Origin of the sequence: Ureaplasma zalophigenitalium, from assembly GCF_025780055.1 — a bacterium.
Classification (GTDB): domain Bacteria; phylum Bacillota_I; class Bacilli_A; order Mycoplasmatales; family Mycoplasmoidaceae; genus Ureaplasma; species Ureaplasma zalophigenitalium.
The window spans coordinates 74178-93414 of record NZ_JAOXHJ010000003.1; the positions used below are offsets into that span (position 1 = coordinate 74178).

Sequence of the window (19237 nt, forward strand, 5' to 3'; positions counted from 1 at the left end):
CATATGAAGAGTTACAAAGATCAGCAAAAAATTCGTTATGTAGCCCTTGGGGATAGTTATACTTCTGGCTATGATCCCTCATTAGGATATGAATTATTTGGCAGTTTTCATGACAATGATCTGCAAGGTCTTTCATATGCTTCTTTTTTGGTCTACTTCTGGCACAAATATAACGCTTGCGAAGTTAGTGAATATCATAATCTAGGATTATTACACGCTAAGATTACTGATTGATTGTATTTATTAAACGCTCCCACTGATTCGTACATTCAAGATCAAGGATATAATTATTTTGCTTTTCTAAATGAATGAATGAATATTCGCAAACCTTTATTTGATGAACATTTAAAAAGCTATATTAATGGGTTTTATTTATACGAGCAACCCGCTTATCAACACGTTAATGACTATCAACATACCCACTTAATTAAAGTGATTAGCCAAGCGGATGTATTGACCATTTCATTGGGCTTGTTTGATTTTATTGATTTTGAATTAATTAAAAATATTGGACTTTTAATTAAAACTCGGAATGATAAGATTACTGCTTTTGACATGCTATTCGATAACTTATATTTAAAAAAACAAAAAATGATTGCAAATTATACACAATTAATCCAAATCATACAAAAGTACAATCCAAATGCCCAAATTTATTTAATCGGTTATTTAAACCCACTAGGGACTTTAGCTCAATTAGTTAACGAATGAACAAGTTTTGATGAACAAGATGATTTATCACTGCAATTATGAGACGAATTAATGAACGTTATTAAGATAACCGCACAAAATACTAACGTTCATTTCATCAATCCTTTGCGTAGTGTGTTTCAAAAACATTTAAATCTTTTACAACCTGTTTTTTATGATCTACATCCTAGTTATCGCGGTTATTTACAAATGGGTTTTGATCTATTTGTGAAAACAAGTACAAACCCACGTTTTCATCAAAAAATATGAACTGATCCATTAACCAGACGCTATTTATCATCTGATTATAATTGTTATCAACCATTATTTACATTAGATGAGCAAATTGAAAGAAATATTTTAGACACTTTCCCCGAACTTAATGTTTTTATGTTTAATAACGACTTAATAGATAAATACAAAACTTATTTATCCACTCATAAAAACCAACACTCATTACTAACGCATTTATACATGTGTTCGCTACGTCGTTATAAAAGTCGCTTTATAGACCTTTTAGAAAACTTTTTTAGTTTATTCATGAAAGATTTTTATAATAACCTATTATATGTTTTTTTCAAGGCTAAACAAGAGAATAATGTGTTATTAGGTTACAGCTTAATGCACCAGATTGTCCAAAGTGGTTTATGAGCTGATTGAATGTTGATGATGCAAGCGAATTTTGAGCGAAAACGCAAATACTCATATTTAAGTGAACAATTGTTCTGACAAAATATATTACAAGCTCTTTTTCATGCCCCACATTTTAATTTGTTCATTGAAATCGTATTTAAGCATCCGTTTATCCAAAAAAACGCAGATCAATGAAAACATTATTTCATGCTAAGCCTTCAGCATTTAAAAAGTAATTTACAAATTATTGATTTTATTTTATACATTTTTTTTAATCAAAAATATAACGAAAACATAAAACAAACATACCAAAATATTATTATTTCGATTTTGAACAATGCAGCCTTTCAGCATTATTTAAATTTATTCATTTCGCAAACATTTAAATACCAAAAATACATCTTATCACAAATCGATATTTACAATAAAATCATCACCCTCTTTGAAGTTAACCAATACTTGTTTCGTCACAAACAAGTTGATGAATTAATCAGTCGTTTAATTACTAATGATGTCTGGTGATCAAACATCTTTAATTTATTAATTTTTGTTTTACCCGATGATTTAATCCGCGGCTTGAATCCAAGTCCAATTATTAAATACTTAACCGCCTTAAAACGTTTAGTAATCAACGAGACTAACCTTTCACTCTTCCTAGCGCATATATATGATTTATTAATGCACTACGATTTAATTTACTTGTTATACAATCGACAATTTAAAAAAGCTTGGCCGATTATCAAACAAACCTTTCAACCATACTTTTTCTTAGTCGTACAACAGATGTTAAAAAATTTTAGTACCATTAAAAACGATCTTGAAGTTGGTTTTTGTTTATTTGACAATTTTTTAATCTATCAAGCATCCCAACGCTATAAAAAAGCCCACATTAATAATGATCAAAAAAGTTTAGTTCGTCCGATGAACCATCCAGCACTGGCTGAAGTCATTTTCCGAGTATTATTACAAAAAGATTATGATGTACAAGCTATTAAGGATAAAATTAGTTTATTTTTAGATCATATTTTCTTAAATATCAATAAAACAAATAAGAAGCACAACATTCTTTTAACATTATTTTTTAAATATATTAATTATCATGCTTTAAAGCATTCAGGACTAGCGCGTAATTTACTTGAAGTTTTTAAACATTTAGAAATCATTTTCAACGATTTATTATTATTGCGTGAAGCTAAATCTTTTTGCCAGGAAATTATTTTGAAAACATTATTTTCAAATACTTATGATCCACACATAGATCCGTATACATATGTAATTGACCAAATGTTAGAAAATTTGATCAATTGGGTTAAACGCCGTTTTAATTATCTACAGCACTTAATTTGTGATAAAACTTCTTTAATTAATACAAGTTTAACTGGTTTAATTATGCGCATCCTAAAGTTATTTACAGCAAACAAAATTGATTTCCTTTTAGATGCACACCGTATAAATGTAGCCCGTTTCATTGATCATATGCAGCAAACTAGTTTATGAACGGAGTGGCTTGTTTATCTTTTTGAACATCTTGGCAAGTATATTAATCAGCCAGTTCCCTTGTATAAAAAAGAGTTATTCAAAAGCGTTCATGAATTGACTTTAGAATTTCTAGGTTTGCAAAACCATATTGATGAGTTAATTAAATGACCTTTTGGTTCGCTGCAAGAATTAATTAACCTTGTCGCAAAGAATTTCGACTTATCTTTAATTAATCATGATTTTTACTACCTAAAAAACACAGGACAAGTGCTTCGTAATTTAATGCAAATTTATCAAAAAGTAGACTCAATTAATTCGCGCCGAAAAATTACTAATGGTTTTAATTTTTTAGTTCAAAACATTAAAAGTTGACGTTTTTTTCATTGGATGATTGTTATCTTTCTTAAAGATCGTTTTTCATTACATTCTTTTAAAATTAGTGACGAGCAGCATTATGAATTAATTCAATTCTTTTCGCACAATCCCAAGTTTTTAAATTTAATTAAAAAGTTTTATCATACTGTGATTATTCACGATCCCACAATTTATACAATTTGGTTAGAAAACAAACACAACCAATTTTTGAAGAGTTTATTTTATTTATTAGAAAAATATGATTTAACCAACGATTGAAAAGATATTTTCTTTGAATTAATCAATAATGATGCTATCGCGGATTTGTTCGTTCAATTCTTTTTTCGAGAATTACAAATTGACTTAAAATACGTGAACTTTGACATTCAGAAGCATTTTTTACACCAAATGATTACTTTTATGAGTTCGCGTTTTTTTATTAACCAATGATTTAATAAAGCAACACTTAAATGTATGGAAACACAGGGTAATGAATCATTAATTTACTATTTAGGGGTTTATTTAGATGAATTTAAAAATCATGCGCTTAGTTATTTAAAAAATAACATCGACATTTTCTTGCACGCTTTAGAAAATCAATCTATAAGCATGCATGGGTTATGTGATTTGTTAAATACAATCATTCAGTACTCTCCACTCAAGGATCGCGCATCAATCAACCCTTTACAAACACCATGATATGCTTATTTATGCGAGATTTTACTAACACCTTTTGCTTTTTCTAAAAAAACATTTATTCCCAAAAAATTTAAAAATCATAAGTATTTAAAACGTTTTTACCAATTGTTATGAGCTAAATACGAACAAAAAGATGATGCTTCATCTGTTTATGGTTTGTGTTTGAAAAACATTACACTAATTGTTTTCGCAATTGTTCATCAAAAATTCTTCATGAAAATAACTCATGGGATTTGGCATAACAAATCAAAATATTTCCGCATTACGCATTTTTTGATAAAAACAATTTGTCACACCGAAGCACAAGTTACATGAATTAGTAACTTCTTGAAAATAAATGACCATCCTAAAGTTGTTCAAAATCACGAAAAAATCATATACAAACGTTTGTATTTACACCTAATTTCTTTGTTAACTGATCAACTTGATGACAATTTATTCTTATTTTTGGAATTATTAAAACAAAAAAAATAACATGGAAATGTTATTTTTTGTTTCTATACTGATTAATTTGATCTAAATACATTTGAATTAAGTCCAGTTGTTCTTTTGTGCTGTGGTTATTAATAGCAGTATAAGGTAGATTATGATCATCTAAAAAACTCTGGCAAGCATGGGCCCAAATAGGAATCTGATGCATAATTAAGTTGGCATACGATTTGGTGAATTCAAGGCGTTCTCCAATAATTTTTAAGTAATTGATAATATATTCAGCCTGATCTAAAAAACTATAATTACTAACTTGTAAATCGTTTTGAATTTTCATTAGGAATTCATAATCATCCTTTAACAAAACAATTTGCTGATTTTTTAATGCCTGCATTTGCCGAAGGTAAAATAAATTCTTTTCTACTAATTGATAAATGATTTGCATTCGCTCATTAATCAATTTAATTTGTTCGTTTCATTGTTTTCAAGTTTGTTGTAAAAGATTAAAATCGTTAATAAAACGATAAACGCATATTAAAGCATCGTATTGAGCAATTCATTGTACATTCATATACTGTGTTTTTAAATCTTGCACACTAGTCATTATTGATTCTAATTGTTCAAAAACACGCGGATAATTAATTCTTTCTCATAATTTGTATGCTTGACTTATTTCTCTTTCCATCGCTAATAGATAATGATAAATCTTTGGTAATAGTTGAGTAATCGAAGTATTTAAAGACTGATAAATTTCTTGAGTTTTGTAATGTTCGTATACTCGCGGAATTAACTCATCTAGCAGGATTTCTAGAGGGCATAAATATTTACTAAAAATCAATTGGAATTTGGATGTTCGAACACATTCATAAAACTGTTTCTGACAAAACACATTCCATTCGTTATATAAAACAAAATAATTGTCCAGGTGGGGATTTTGGTATGAAGATATGAGAAATGTCATTAAGTCTTTATGACGTGTTCGCAAATGGCTAACTGCGCCCACTAAATATATAAGATTTTTCAGTAGGTGAAATTTATTTTTGATTGTACTAATAATCAACTTATTAATTTTGGTTTCTTTTTGTTTTTCGTGTTTTTGCTTATAAGTTTCTAGGTCGATAATTAAACCTTTCAGGTTATTGGCTGCTTTTAAATAATGATCATTAGTCAAATTATATTTCTGGCTAAATTCATTATATATTTGATCGATTTTTTTATTAGTAATATAATGGTTAACTATACGATCGTCATTCTCATCAAATGATGATCAAAATTGATATAAGGCTTCATCAAATATTTTTATATTGTGCATTAATAATTGGAACTGGTGTTTCAAGACCTTGTTATATTTAAAAGCTTTAAAAATATAACCCTTTGTGATTAATTGATAAAAGGTAATTAGTTGATCATTTAAGAGACTAATTTGATCATTGATTGTGAAGCGATATTCGTTGATAATGGCACTCGAGTGAGGTTTTGCATCTTTGAAAATATTAGATTCTGCCAAGAAGACTTTATAAAAACGATCATCAAATTTTTGACGATTGATAATTAATGACTGCAAAAAACGATGATATTGTTTGCGATAATTAAGATGCATGCATAACATACAAATAATAACTGATAAACCAGCCAACAAACAAAAGGCTAAAAAACCAATAACTCAATACAAGGGCATAAGAAACCTCCGCTATGTTATTAATTATAAAATGTTTTTATATTTCTAAAAATATAATTTTATGTTAAAATAATATAAGCATATGATAAGCAGGTCAACATATTCTGCAAATATTTAGTTACTTTCGCTTTAATAGTAAGAATTGCTATCATTCTGAAATTATTAAAACTAAATTATGCAAACGGAGTTGGCCACCGTTGTTATATGCCTAAATATGAAAGGAAATAACAAATATGAGTCGTTATACAGGAAGTATTTACCGTAAATCTCGTCATTTAGGGTTTTCATTATTAGAAAACAATAAAGAGTTTAATACTGGTAAAAAAAGAACTTATGGGCCAGGTCAACATGGTAATAAAAAAGTTAAATTATCAAACTATGGTCAACAATTATTAGAAAAACAAAAATTAATGTACCTTTATGGTTTAAACGATCGTCAATTCCGTCGTTTATATAAAGTTGCTATGAAAAAGGGTGGGGTTTTAACTTTAGACTTACTACAAGTTTTAGAATCTCGTCTAGACTCAGTTGTCTTCCGTGCTGGATTAGCTCCAACACGTCGTGCAGCTCGTCAATTAGTTAACCACAACCATATTTTGGTTAATGATAAGAAAAACAATATCCCATCAGCTTTATTAAGTGTTGGTGATGTAGTTTCATTAAAGGCATCAGCTTTTGATATCCCTATCATCAAAAATACACAAAACAAACCTTCTCCATTCATCGAAACAATTGATGCAGAAAAGAAAGTTTTCAAATTAGCTCGTTTACCTGAACGTGAAGAATTACCATCAGATGTAAATGAAGCGTACGTGGTTGAATGATACAACCGTTTAATGTAATTATTTTTATTAATAATTATATATACAAAAAACTACTGTGAAGTAGTTTTTTTTATTTCCTATTCAGTTATTAACTATCATGCATTATATTTTAAACGTTTGTAAAGAATACACTTTGAATTGACATAATTTTCTTACCCTTTGATTATTAATTTTTCGTAGGAGATAAATTTATTCAGCTTGACCTTCTATGTTTTTTGAAAATCCATCAACGTTGATTTTATGTGCACTTAATGTATTAACATATGCTTGCTTTGTAAATGAATTAACTTCTACTTCGCCTGGTCAATTTTGGCCATTTTCTTTTTTACTGCGTGCATTCAAATAATATACATATTTTTCTTTTATAAGAATAACAATTGGGGCAGGAAGAAACGCGCTGGTCCTCATTTTTCTCCCACTATTTGCTCTAATTGACTTAACTTCGATCCAATGGGGTCACCATTGTACGCAAAATGTGGAATCCCCCTTTTACTAAAAAAATCCTTATTCGTCCTAATTTTTAGAAAAAACACTCCTGTATTGTTTTCCATAATTACCTCATCTTATTTTTATATTGTAATTATAACGCTATAATAAAAAAAGATAAACAGACCTTTTATAGTCATTGACAATAAAAAAACACCACTATGAAAGTGGTGTTTTTCATTACTCTTTACAAAAATATTGCCTCCGCTGTGATTTTCTTCTGGCATCTTTACACAATACCGTGTGTACAAAGACCCGGTCCGATAATGTGTGCTGTTCCGATGTGTAAACATCCGACTAGTGTGGGTTCACCGCGCAGCGTATCGACACACAGCTTCAATTGCTACCTCACTGTGCCGGAAACGTTTTCATAATAACATATTTCTTAATAAAAATAAAATATTAATTATATTACCATAAAAAATGAAAGCGATTTCAATTAGCTTTTTTTGCACATTCCCAATTCATATACTAATATAATTTAATACCAATAATGTAAGTATTGAGCTAATTATTCTTTAGATAATCATGACTATAATAAGTAAATTAGTCTCGCAGATCAACAGATTATATTATTGAATAGATTTTTCTTTCGATAAATAAAAAATAAGCCTTAGGCTTATTTTTTATTTAACTGTTCGTCGTTAAGCATATCTAGGTTCGACCCAATGAATGAAAATATTTCAGGACTTTGATTAATGAATTCACCATTAATAATACGAAGCACACTGTCAACAGTGTCTTCTAATTTCACATAAACACCTTTTTCTTTTGTAAAGTGTTCAGCCATGAAAAAGTGTTGCGTGAAGAAGTTTTGTAATTGCAAAGCAATTTTGACAACTCTTTTGTTTTCCGGATCTAATTCATCAATCCCAAGAACCATAATTACATCTTCTAAATCTTTATATTGTTTTAGAATACTTTTGACTTTAATCACGGCATCAAAATGTTTTTGACCGATAATTTTAGGGTTCAACGAAATAGAATGTGATTCTAAGGGATCGATTGCTGGATATAGATTTTTAGCCATTAAATCCCGTGATAAAACCAAAGCACCATCTAAATGAGCAAACAAAGAGACTGCAGCCGGATCAGAAATGTCATCCATCGGCAAGAAAACGGTTTGGAACGATGTAATTGAACCATTTTCATTGGCATACAAACGATCTTGAATAAATGACACATCAGAATCAAGTGTAGCTTGGTAGCCACCGATACTAGTTTTCTTATCTAAAGATGAAGCAACTTCGTTAGAGGCTTGAATAAAACGATAAATATTATCTATAAATAAAAGGACATCTTCGTGCTCTACATCCCGTAAATACTCTGCGCAAGTGATTCCGAACGGCACAATATTTGCCCGCGCTGCAGGTGTTTCATTCATTTGTGCAATAAACATAGTTGAAGAAGCCATTAAATTTGCTTCTACTAACTCTTGATATAACTCTAAACCTTCTCGTGAACGTTCCCCAGAACCAATAAAAATAGGGGAAATTTTTTGAGCCATTTTTTTGGCATTAAAAATAATTTCTTTAATTAAAACTGTTTTTCCAACCCCAGCACCACCAAAAATACCTAATTTTTGACCAACAACAATCGGAGTAAAAAAGTCGATAACTTTAATCCCTGTTTGTAAAATAGAGTTATAAGTGTTCAATTGTTTTGATTTTTGAATCAATGAGTTCATGTTCACATATTTTTGTGAAGCATTAACACTATTTTGAGCTGATAAATTATTTCCTAAAATATCAAATACTTGGTTTTTAGCTTCGTGTCCAACTGGTACTTGTAAGAATTTATCTGTAATTTCAACCTGATCACCAATTTGAATGTCTTGTGCGCTATGAACGACTACCGCTCTTATTAATTGGTTAGAAATAATTGTTTTAGTAATTAAAAAAGTGTTTGTGTTATGCATAGTTAAAACATGATCAACTTGTAAGTTGTCATATGGTTCAGATAACTCAATTTCTACTACATTTGTAAAAATTTTAACGATTTTTGCTGACATATTTTTCCCTACCTTAGTCTTTCAATGTTTTAATAATACTTGCTAATAAATTGTCTTTAATTCCGATGGTCGGAATTTTGTTTTTGATTTGATAGTCGATGTGCATCGCTTGGTAAAACTGGTTTGACACTGATGCAAAGTAAGCTTTACTTAATTGTTCATTAACACTCTCTTCATTGAGAATTTTTTTAAATATTTGATTAGCTCGTAAGTCATTATTAATCACATAACTTAAGAATTGAATCAGTTTACTTGTTTCATATAAAGGTGTAAGCAATTCTCAATCAATAGCCTTAGTAGCAATAATTAAACTTGTTTTAGAAGGTTGTTGAAAATTTCTTTGCAATAAAAAGTTCGCAATTTGTTGACCTTTTAGCATTAATGTTTGTGTACGTTCATCAAATTCATAATGAATTTTAGATAATTTAATTTGTTTTCTATATGCTCGGTATATTTTCGATAAATTGCTTGCAATTTTAGCAATCGTACTTGTTTGTACTGATGATCCCGTTCGTGAAACTGATAAATCTATATCCACAGCTGGTAATTGCCCGTTAGCAAACATGTTAGCATTCATAATGATTTGTCCATCTGTAATACTAATGACATTAGAAGCGATTAAAGATGTAACATCATTATCAATTGTTGTAATAATTGGCAAGCAAGTAATAGTTTTAGCACTAATAAACGCTCCTGAACGTTCTAACAATGAAGAGTGGGCATAAAACACATCAGCTGGATACGCTTCTTTTGCAATTGGTTTATTGGTTAATAATGAAATCTCACGATAAATATTTGCGTGTTTAGTTAAATCATCATAAATCACTAACACGTCGTGTTCTTGAGCTAAATTCTCAGCGTGCGCCATAGCAATATAAGGAGCTAAAAATTGTTGAAACGCGGAAGTACTTGGTGCATCGATAATCATTGTGTATTCTAATGCTCCATGTGTTTTTAAAGTGTTGTATACATACGATAGACTTTGACGTTTTTGACCAATACTAACATAAATACATTTTATATCTTTATTTTTTTGATTAATAATAGTGTTTAAAGCGATGTGTGTTTTCCCTGTTTGTCGATCGCCCAGAATCAATTCACGTTGACCTAATCCAATTGGGTTAAACAAATCAATAGCGTGAATACCTGTGTACAATTGTTGATCCAAACGACGTCGATGCATCATATTGCTGGCTATAGAGAAGGTTTTATTTTTAACTGGTAGATATGTCATGTTCTTTGGTTGTTCGATATCTAAAAAACGATTATCAATATCGATTACATGTCCAAAAAAATCTAATGATGTTTGGACTGATGAATATTGTTCGTCAGGGATTAATTCATCACCAATTTGAAAATCATTCGTGTAATTATCAATTAATAAAAAGGCTTGGTTGTCAAAAGCGTCTAATACAATAGCTTTGATGTATGGTTTGTTTTTAACATAAAATCCTTGGCGTTCTTTAAATAAAAAATTTGCCTCAGCTAAAACAACATAGTCTTGAATCGCAATAATTTTTGGGTTGTTATTTGTCATATTTTTTAACTCCTCGGTTTTTTAAAAGTGTTTTTTTGTGTCTGATATATAAAAAACTACTTGTGGTTATTAAGATGATCATTAAGATAGTGATTGGTATTGCCACATATAACGCCACATAATTTGGTTCTTGGTTTTGCTTTCATAGCGCTTGCAGTTGACTCAAAGCATCTTCGGCGTATTTTTCATAAGTTGATGGATCAGCTTCGTGCAAACGTAATGTTTGGTTAATTTGATTAACTGCTAATAGTGTTTTTTTAGCTTTTTGCAACAATTGATCAATTTGGTTGAATCACGAGACATTTTCAATGTTTGTACTTAAACTTAAGTAGCGTGCTTGCGAATAAAATTGCTTAACTTGTTGAGTGATTTTTAAATAAATGGTCTTTAAATCATTTTGGTATTTACTGTTTTTCAGACTAAAAGGAAAATTGTATGTTTGCTGGAAGAGATTAATGCTTTCGTGCATTAAATTATCTTCTTTTTTATTGTTTTTAGCTTGTAAACGGATAGATTTGAAATAATCTAATAAAAGATCAACACTTTTTGCACAGGCTTGCTGAATTATATCCGGCGTTAGATTTTCGTTTCGATAATAAGTCTGAATGATTTTTAAATATTTATTGTAAAAACTTGGTAAATTAACCATACGATAGTAGTAAGTGCTTAAAATATTTAAATTAATACGCTCTCGTTTTATAAGGTTTTGTTGTTCGATAATTTTGACTTTTTCTTGGTCGTTTTGATTATCAATAATAATGTTTTTGAAATCTTTTTGGTATGTAAATCAATCGCTAATAGGGTGTACTAGGGGGTTTGGTTTTTTTTGTTTAAAAAAATAATCACTCATTTGCGCATTTGTATAATAAATTAATTGGTAGTATTGACGATTTAATTGGGGATCAAAAACATTTTGTTTTGATAAATATTTTTGAATATTTTTTTTATTTGTATTTCAAATTACAATATCGTATGTTTTGTGTTTATTATCAAAAGCTAATTGTTGTTTTTTAATGTTATTTCACACGCTAACGGTTGCTATGATTTCGTTTTGATCATTTAATCGTACATTCTCAATACGGTACTCAATAAAATCATTCAACGGATAGTTGACTAGAAAGTAATCTTGCAATTTTTGTGCTTGTTTTAATTCTGGGAACTGACTAATAAATTGAACATACTTATCTGGTGTTAATTCAGGATTTATTAGAATATCAATTTTTTTTAACTCATTAATAAATTGCGTATCTTTTGGTTCAATGACATTATTTTTATCACTAACAATATCTTTGATTTCTGAATCATTACTGATAGGAGGATCAGTTATATTGTTATCAGTATTTGGTTGATCGGGATCATCTGGTTTTTCTGGTTTTTCTTCTTTTTTTTCATCCTCTTGTGGTTCAATAATTTTAGCGTTTTCCTCCAAATCGAAGACGCTGAACCGTGATGTAATTTTTTTAGTTATTCACTGATCCCAAGTTTCGATAAAAGGATCGTCGATTAAAGGATTAGACGCAATGAATCCAGAAGAATTTGGATCGTTGATAATTTTAAAATCCTTGTCCATTACTGGGTTATCATCATTATTGAAGAAAATTGTTCTTGCTCTATTGTATAAATCATTATAGTAAGTTGTGACAAAGGTTTTTAATTTCTCTTCATCGTATTCGTTTAAGACTTGTCGAATTTTTTGAGGATCAGATTCTTTAGTGTAAACAAAATAGGGATTAGTTTCAGATCCATAACCACTTTCTACAGTGTTACCCCAAAAAGAATTGGGATAATTCTCATTAAGAAAATTAATGTTTCCGTTTTGAAAATAGACATTATCAGCTATGACATGTGGAGCATTAATCACAAAGCCAAACGCATGCGGTTTTTTTAAAATAGCTTCCTTGTTTGTTGTAAAAAATTCTTTAACCTTAAAAAGATAAAAACGCCGTTGAATTTTATATTTATTGAATAGTTCTAACGTTTCATATTTTGCTTTATTTTCCTCATTATCATAGCTTTGTTTTTCTAACTCTAATAATTGATCATCAGCGATTTTTAATAAAGCATCAATTAATGATTTCAAATGTATGTCGGTTTGTTCTTGCAATAACTTCTGTAAAGCTTTAATTTCTTTATCTGTTTTTGGCTTGTTTTCGGGTTTGTCTTTTGGTTGTTGATCATTATTTAACATTACCATAGATAAACTTACTAAGGGTGTTAGAGTCCCTAAGAACATTCATATTTTTTTCTTTATTCTACTCATATTCTATTCCTCATCAACAATCAAATATAAACGCTGATTCATCATTTCAACATATTTATCTCAGATTAAAAAATGATTATTTAAATAATTATTATCATCTAAAAAGCTGGTTGGTTGGTTCAAAAGATTTTTAAACTGTGTGTAATCACTTTCATGAAATTGTTTTTGTTTGCTTGCTATGGCTTGTTTTTTGCGCGCTATATAAAAAATAGGTTTTGTTTTAGTGTGAATGTATATAGTATCCTGTCAAAGATAAACTAATCCGTATTGCAAATGAAAAAATAATTCTTTGTTGTTTTTTAACACTAATTTATATGTCCCACAAGATAAGCAAGAGGTGTTTTTATCTTTTAAAGGCATTCAAGTATCTTCAAAATGCAAATTAACGTAAACTAATACTTCGTGTGGATAAGTGTATGATTCTTCGTAGGTGTTAATGATGATTTTTCTGTATTGTTTTGCCATATTTTTTAAGTCCTTGTTTCTTGTGATCATGAATTAAATTTAATTCTTGAATTTCTTGTTCACGAACCGAGCGATTTAAACTCATTTTTGCTCGTTTAATCCTTACTTCCAAATCTTTTAAGATTTTATTTTCGTGAATTAATTTATTTTTATAAACAATAAACGAAGATTCTAATAAAAGTGTATATAGTGCACTGCTCAAGAAACCTATTAATGCATTTTCATTAAAATCGCTAGCGGTTTCATAAAAACGAAAATTTTGATTATTTAATTCCTGATAAAGCATCTTATCATTTTCTTCTAAAGAAAGTTGAAAATCAAATTCATTCAAAGGGTATAACACTGTGTTTATATTATTTGTCTTATTTGAACGTATCAAAAAAACAACTCTATTCACTCTTTTTTCTTTTAAATAACGAGCGATTAATAACGCTGATTCTAGCGGGATTTTTTTGAAATCTAATGGATCATCATAATGATGAACAGGCGTTGTCAACAATGATTCTTGACTAAAATCAAAGGCTCGTTTACCCAATGAAATTAATAAATCTTTGTCTTTTAAAAAATGATTTAATAGATGGTCTTCAATTGCATTATAAAAGTTAGATGTAAACTTTTCATTTGCAGCATAGTAAATGTACAAAGTTTTTTGCTCATTTATTTGCTCAGACTCATTTTTTTGTAATTGATCCAAAAAACTCATATAAGCAATCAGGGTGTTTTCTTGTTTTTTTATTTTCTTAATTAATTGTTGAATCGTAATTAATGATAAAGATCGATTTAATGAAACAATATCATTTAGTTTTAAAAAATTATCAACCAACTCTTTTTTCTTTTTTAAATTCATGATTATTTCCTAATTTTTTAAAAAATTTTCACTGAATAAAATTTTTAGAACTTTTGTTTCAACTTGCTTGTATACAATGATTTCGGGAATTAATTCTACATTCTTATTCTCGTTAACAATTAATTGATGCACGATTTTATCAAAAGCAATTAGTAAACAATTTAAATCGGGATTTTGAACATCGTTTTTTAATGATACACTGTTTTTTGTCGACGATTCTGTAGACACTATCGTTGGGTATGTTCTAAATAAGCTAAAATTCATTTGCTTTAGAAATGAAATTACAAAAAAGGAAGTAACGAAATCAGACTTTTCTTTTAATCCTTTGTGGATTTTGTTTTTTACTTGTTGTATCAATTCTTTATCATAAGGCAATTGAGCATCTAATAAAGCTGTATGAATTAGAGCTTCAAAGCTGATATAATCATCAGATTGAACAGCCTCATAGAAACGGTGGTAAATTCCGTTTAATCCTGTTTTATCTGCTTCTAATTGTCGATTTTTTTGGAATTCTTTGAATTCATTATTATTTTTTTTCATCTTCATCATATATAAACCTCTTTTTATTTTTATTTTCCTATAATTACAACTTTTTTATTTTTTATAACTAAACTAATATATATTGATCCTTTTACAATAGCATATCCACTACAGAAGATTAAGAAAGGGATAAAAGTCATGTTCCATAAACTTAAATAATAGTCATTAATAGCAATATTGTTGTATCTTTTTAATCACGTGCACACCGCATTTAAAATCAGTATTACTATTACAAATAGGAAACTAATATTTAAAACATATGATTGATATCGTTTAACTGAATTAATACGTGAAAGCATAACGATGAAATTAACAATGCTTGTTATGCATGATAATCAAACAATTAAAAAGTTTTGTTGATTATTAGTTTGATTAGAAATCAATAAATAAGTTAGCATTCAATGGCTAATAAAAAAAGCCATGAACATATTAAAAATATAATTCTTAACCTTGTTTTTAGTTTTTGAATAAAATAAGATAAAAGAAAAACTAAAAATAAATAAGATGCTGAAGACTAAATTCAGATATAGCAGGTTGAATGATTCTTTAATTTTAAATGTTAAATAAATATTTTGGTTAGTGTTATTAAAACTAATTGTTGAAAAATACAAGAAAGAGCTTAGTAAAATAGCACTAGAAAAACTTAATAAGCTGCTTGTTTGGTAAAAATCATTTTTGTATTTCTTAAAGTTTAAAATAAAAACTAAAGCAACGCATGCTAGATTAGCTATTAATAAACAAATTATCAAGAACAGAACTACAGCATATCCTGGATGATTTATAATGGAATTTAAATTAACAAAAAATTCGTAAACTTTATTAGGTACATACTGTTTATCAACGCTATTCGCCTTTAGTAAATTAAATGATTCATCATTAAAACCTAAGCCACCTAATAACCCTATTCCTAAGAATATGAAAACAAAAGCAGCAGCATAAGCTAGATAATAAATTTTTTTCTTATAAATAAATGTTAAGTCAATACTATAAGCTTTAGAGTTTATGAAAATAAAAACTAGTAAATGAATAAGTCCTAGAATTACAAAAAGAAAGCTTGTATAAAAAACATCTTTTCAATTATGAATAGTAAATCCAAAATAAAGACCCAACGATATTATGAAAACACTTGCATATAAAGCTAATGCCCATGCTATTTTTTTAAAATCGTGCCGTTTATTATCAATTAATTTATAAATAAAGAAAATACTAAAAAATTGGGACAATAATAAAAAACAACTTTGAGTAATTAATGCAACGTTTTTAAAATAAATAAATGAGTCGTTATAAATTAATAGGTTTTTTATATCTGCTTGCTTTGGGGCATGAAAAAAGTATTTATCAATCGTAAAAAACACGGCTACACAAATAGCAAAATAAATAATAATCAATATATAATTGATGATTTTGTGTATTGGAAGGCGTGTTTTAAACTGTTTGTTTTTGTGTCTATCTTTAATTGCTAGATTATGAGAAAGTAAAATATTACGCATAGTTTGTATCAGTTAACCTCTGGTGTATATCTTTCGGAAAGATTAAGTTATATTATATACAAAATATTTAAATTTGTATACTAAAATATTTGCATTATATATATATATATATATAGTAAATGGTATTTTTGTTATTTAAATATACAGCAATTTTCTCCTTGTGTGCTATAATTAGTTAAATTAATTATATATTAATATTTTGAAATAGTGAGAAATCTAATAAGGAATTTTTATGAAATTAAAACACAAATTATCTCTAGGTATCATCGCATCATGTTTAGTAGTGGCATCAGTAACAGCTATCGCCGTAGCTGTTAAGAAGCATCACACATCAGAAATCACTCAAAGCATGTTTGTCCGTAATGATGATTTTCATTTAAGTCAAATTGAAGAAAAAAAACAAAATAACCCTATCATTCCTAAGCGGCCTCGAGAAGAATTGAAAAAAGAGGAGGAAAAACCTCAAGAAATTCCGAAAGAGGAACCAAAAGTCGAAGATGTTCCAAAAGAAGTGCCTAAGAAAGAGGAGGAAAAACCTCAGGAGACTCCAAAGGAAGAACCTAAGGTTAAGGAGCCACCGAAAGAAGAACCGAAAGTCGAAGAACCACGCAAGGAAGAACCAAAAGAGGAACCAAAAATTGAGGAACCACGCAAGGAAGAACTAAAAGAGGAACCAAAAATTGAGGAACCACGCAAGGAAGAACTAAAAGAGGAACCAAAAGAGGAACCAAAAATTGAGGAACCATCTAAGAAGGAAGAAGAAAAAAACACAGAAAAACCTAAAAAACACGAAGAAATTAAAGAAGATAAGGTTCCACAAAAATCTATCACAGACTCAGAGTTACCAGCCGAACTTCAAGTTTTTCCAAAACAAATCACTGTTCCAGTCGAAGTTGATGGTTTAAACGAGCAAGTTACACTACAACCGCAACCGAATAGAATCTACTTTAAGAGTGATGTTGAAGCAGGCATTGTAAATAAAAATCCTGATCCTTATTTAGCAGAACGTGTGCCAGATGTTATTGAATTCAACCCTTCTGAAGCATTTATTAAAAAACAAGTTGAAAAATCAAAAAAGTCATTTGAAGCTCGTAGTTTTGGACCTTGAAATAGAAATGAAATTCAAAATCTAAGTCAAGATGATGTAGAAAAAATCATTGCTCAGGGTGGTCATGATGAATACAACGATAATGAATTAGCTCGACATAACTCATATTTAACTACAGCTGATAAATATTGACTATTAATTCACAAATCTAATAAATGAAAAGAATTTGTGTATGATGGTACACCACCAGAAAAAATTACTGAATTAGAAAATTTACCCAAAGATGTCAGTCCACACACTAAAAAATCTGTGGCTAGAATTTTAAAAATTCTTACTTATATTGATTTTAATAAATTTACTAAATTATCAAAAAAAGCCGAAGAGCAAATTCGCGATGGTGGATATTCACTTGATGATAGTAACTCATATATTGACGAAAATGGAGAAATTAATAGTTATAGTTTTGAACCTCTTCCTGGAACTAACAAAGTTACTTCTCGTCTTTCATACGATAATGAAAAACGGCGTGTTTTTGGATATAAATCTCATTTCAACCGTTCATCACAAAATTTAATTGAAGGAACATATGAGGGATGAACTAAATCAACAGATACCGAATTGGCAAATAAATATAATACTAATAATATTTCTGGTATAAAATTTGAAAAACTAAAACGTGTTAATCCTGAACAAGGGCAACGAAACGAAGGTCGTGTATTAACTATTGATTTAGCAAAAAATGACGCTTATCAACACACAGTTGGTTTATTAGAACAATTAAAAAAAGACCATGTTGTGATTGAAAGTTATCGTTTCTTAAACATTGGTTCCGCAGGAGCGAATCAATCTTTTTACAAAATTGTTAAAGCTCTTCCTAAAAAACTGTTGCAACTTGAATTCTTCTTTGTAAAAAAAGATACTAGTGCGTTAATGGCATTAGAAGAAAAAGATGAAATTAAAGAATTAGGATTATATACTAATGAATTGCCTTACGACGATGCGTGAAGAATTAATCCTTGAGCCTTGAAAAATGTTCACTGAATTAACACTAATGACTATAACCCAAGAGAAAACACTCGCATGAGTTATAAACCATGATCGCGAATCATGTTTACTAGCTTAATTTTCTATGAAAACGATATTAATAAAAACACTACTAATTTAGCTGAAAAATTAAACCGAATCAACTATGGTTTGCGTATGGCTTACTTCACGAGAAATAATGAACCTTTCTTTAATGGTGAAATGGGTGGAGGTTTAAAACCAGATCATAATGAAGGTGGAAATTCATACCCTTGGGGTCTAGATTTATCAAATACTAGTTTGAAATCCTTACGTGGACTTGTATTTACTGATCATAAAAAGAATACAAATGGTACGCGAAAACTAAAATATTTGTGACTTAAAAACGAAAGTTCTGTTTTTGAAATTAGTACAGATGAGTTGAATAATGCTCAATTCAAGGATATTATGATTTTAGAACAACCACAAATGCCACGAACAAAAATATTCTTTAGCAATAAAGACAATACTAAATTCATTAAAGTTGTTCCTGGTACCGAAAGTTTGAATGCCAATGGTATTGCAAATTTAAAGGTTTTAAAAGAATATGCTGATTCATCATATATCAAAAGCAACCCTATACTAGTTGATCCGCAGAATGAAGATATTAAAAATAAATTAACTTCAAGCTTTCCTGTAAAAACTGATGACGGAGCAATTGCATTAGAAATAGCATAATAACACATTAAAAAGGAGATTTTAAAG

General features: G+C 29.0%; 12 protein-coding genes. 3 read left to right on the plus strand and 9 right to left on the minus strand.

The window, feature by feature from the left end:
* Nucleotides 1-3: 3 nt before the first annotated feature.
* Complete coding sequence (locus tag OF365_RS01775; RefSeq protein ID WP_263817898.1) at nucleotides 4-4329, plus strand: SGNH/GDSL hydrolase family protein; 4326 nt, start codon at nucleotides 4-6, stop codon at nucleotides 4327-4329.
* A 10-nt stretch (nucleotides 4330-4339) separates the two neighbouring features.
* Here the strand turns inward: OF365_RS01775 and OF365_RS01780 are convergent, their stop codons facing one another.
* Entirely contained in the window at nucleotides 4340-5962 is a 1623-nt protein-coding gene (locus tag OF365_RS01780; protein WP_263817899.1) for a hypothetical protein, read from the minus strand.
* Between the two features lie 233 nt (nucleotides 5963-6195).
* On the opposite strand from OF365_RS01780, the gene rpsD reads away from it, so the two are divergent.
* Entirely contained in the window at nucleotides 6196-6804 is a 609-nt protein-coding gene (rpsD, locus tag OF365_RS01785) for a 30S ribosomal protein S4 (RefSeq protein ID WP_263817900.1), read from the plus strand.
* Between the two features lie 171 nt (nucleotides 6805-6975).
* On the opposite strand, the gene OF365_RS01790 is transcribed toward rpsD, so the two are convergent.
* The 8 genes from OF365_RS01790 to OF365_RS01825 form a co-directional block, all read right to left on the minus strand.
* Nucleotides 6976-7194: a hypothetical protein gene (locus OF365_RS01790; protein WP_263817901.1), complete on the minus strand. Its 219-nt coding sequence runs from the start codon at nucleotides 7192-7194 to the stop codon at nucleotides 6976-6978.
* A 697-nt stretch (nucleotides 7195-7891) separates the two neighbouring features.
* On the minus strand, nucleotides 7892-9283 hold the full coding sequence (locus OF365_RS01795; RefSeq protein ID WP_263817902.1) for an MSC_0618 family F1-like ATPase beta subunit: 1392 nt from the start codon (nucleotides 9281-9283) through the stop codon (nucleotides 7892-7894).
* Between the two features lie 13 nt (nucleotides 9284-9296).
* The gene (locus tag OF365_RS01800; RefSeq protein ID WP_263817903.1) at nucleotides 9297-10820 is read right to left on the minus strand and encodes an MSC_0619 family F1-like ATPase alpha subunit; all 1524 of its coding nucleotides are present in this window, start codon (nucleotides 10818-10820) and stop codon (nucleotides 9297-9299) included.
* The gene (locus tag OF365_RS01805) at nucleotides 10810-13080 is read right to left on the minus strand and encodes an MSC_0620 family F1-like ATPase-associated subunit (protein WP_263817904.1); all 2271 of its coding nucleotides are present in this window, start codon (nucleotides 13078-13080) and stop codon (nucleotides 10810-10812) included. Before OF365_RS01805 ends, OF365_RS01800 begins: the two co-directional genes overlap by 11 nt.
* A gap of 3 nt (nucleotides 13081-13083) precedes the next feature.
* Nucleotides 13084-13545 carry a hypothetical protein gene (locus OF365_RS01810; protein WP_263817905.1) on the minus strand — a complete coding sequence of 154 codons (462 nt, stop codon included), beginning with the start codon at nucleotides 13543-13545 and terminating at the stop codon, nucleotides 13084-13086.
* Nucleotides 13514-14392, minus strand: coding sequence for an MSC_0622 family F1-like ATPase gamma subunit (locus OF365_RS01815; protein WP_263817906.1), 879 nt, complete (start codon nucleotides 14390-14392; stop codon nucleotides 13514-13516). The genes OF365_RS01810 and OF365_RS01815 overlap by 32 nt, the downstream gene beginning before the upstream one ends.
* A 9-nt stretch (nucleotides 14393-14401) precedes the next feature.
* The gene (locus OF365_RS01820; protein ID WP_263817907.1) at nucleotides 14402-14941 is read right to left on the minus strand and encodes a DUF2714 domain-containing protein; all 540 of its coding nucleotides are present in this window, start codon (nucleotides 14939-14941) and stop codon (nucleotides 14402-14404) included.
* Between the two features lie 20 nt (nucleotides 14942-14961).
* Nucleotides 14962-16422 (minus strand): MSC_0624 family F1-like ATPase-associated membrane protein, encoded by a 1461-nt coding sequence (locus tag OF365_RS01825; RefSeq protein WP_263817908.1) that lies wholly within the window; start codon nucleotides 16420-16422, stop codon nucleotides 14962-14964.
* 232 nt (nucleotides 16423-16654) lie between these two features.
* Between OF365_RS01825 and OF365_RS01830 the strand changes: the two genes are divergently transcribed.
* Entirely contained in the window at nucleotides 16655-19210 is a 2556-nt protein-coding gene (locus OF365_RS01830) for a putative immunoglobulin-blocking virulence protein (protein WP_263817909.1), read from the plus strand.
* Nucleotides 19211-19237: the final 27 nt, after the last annotated feature.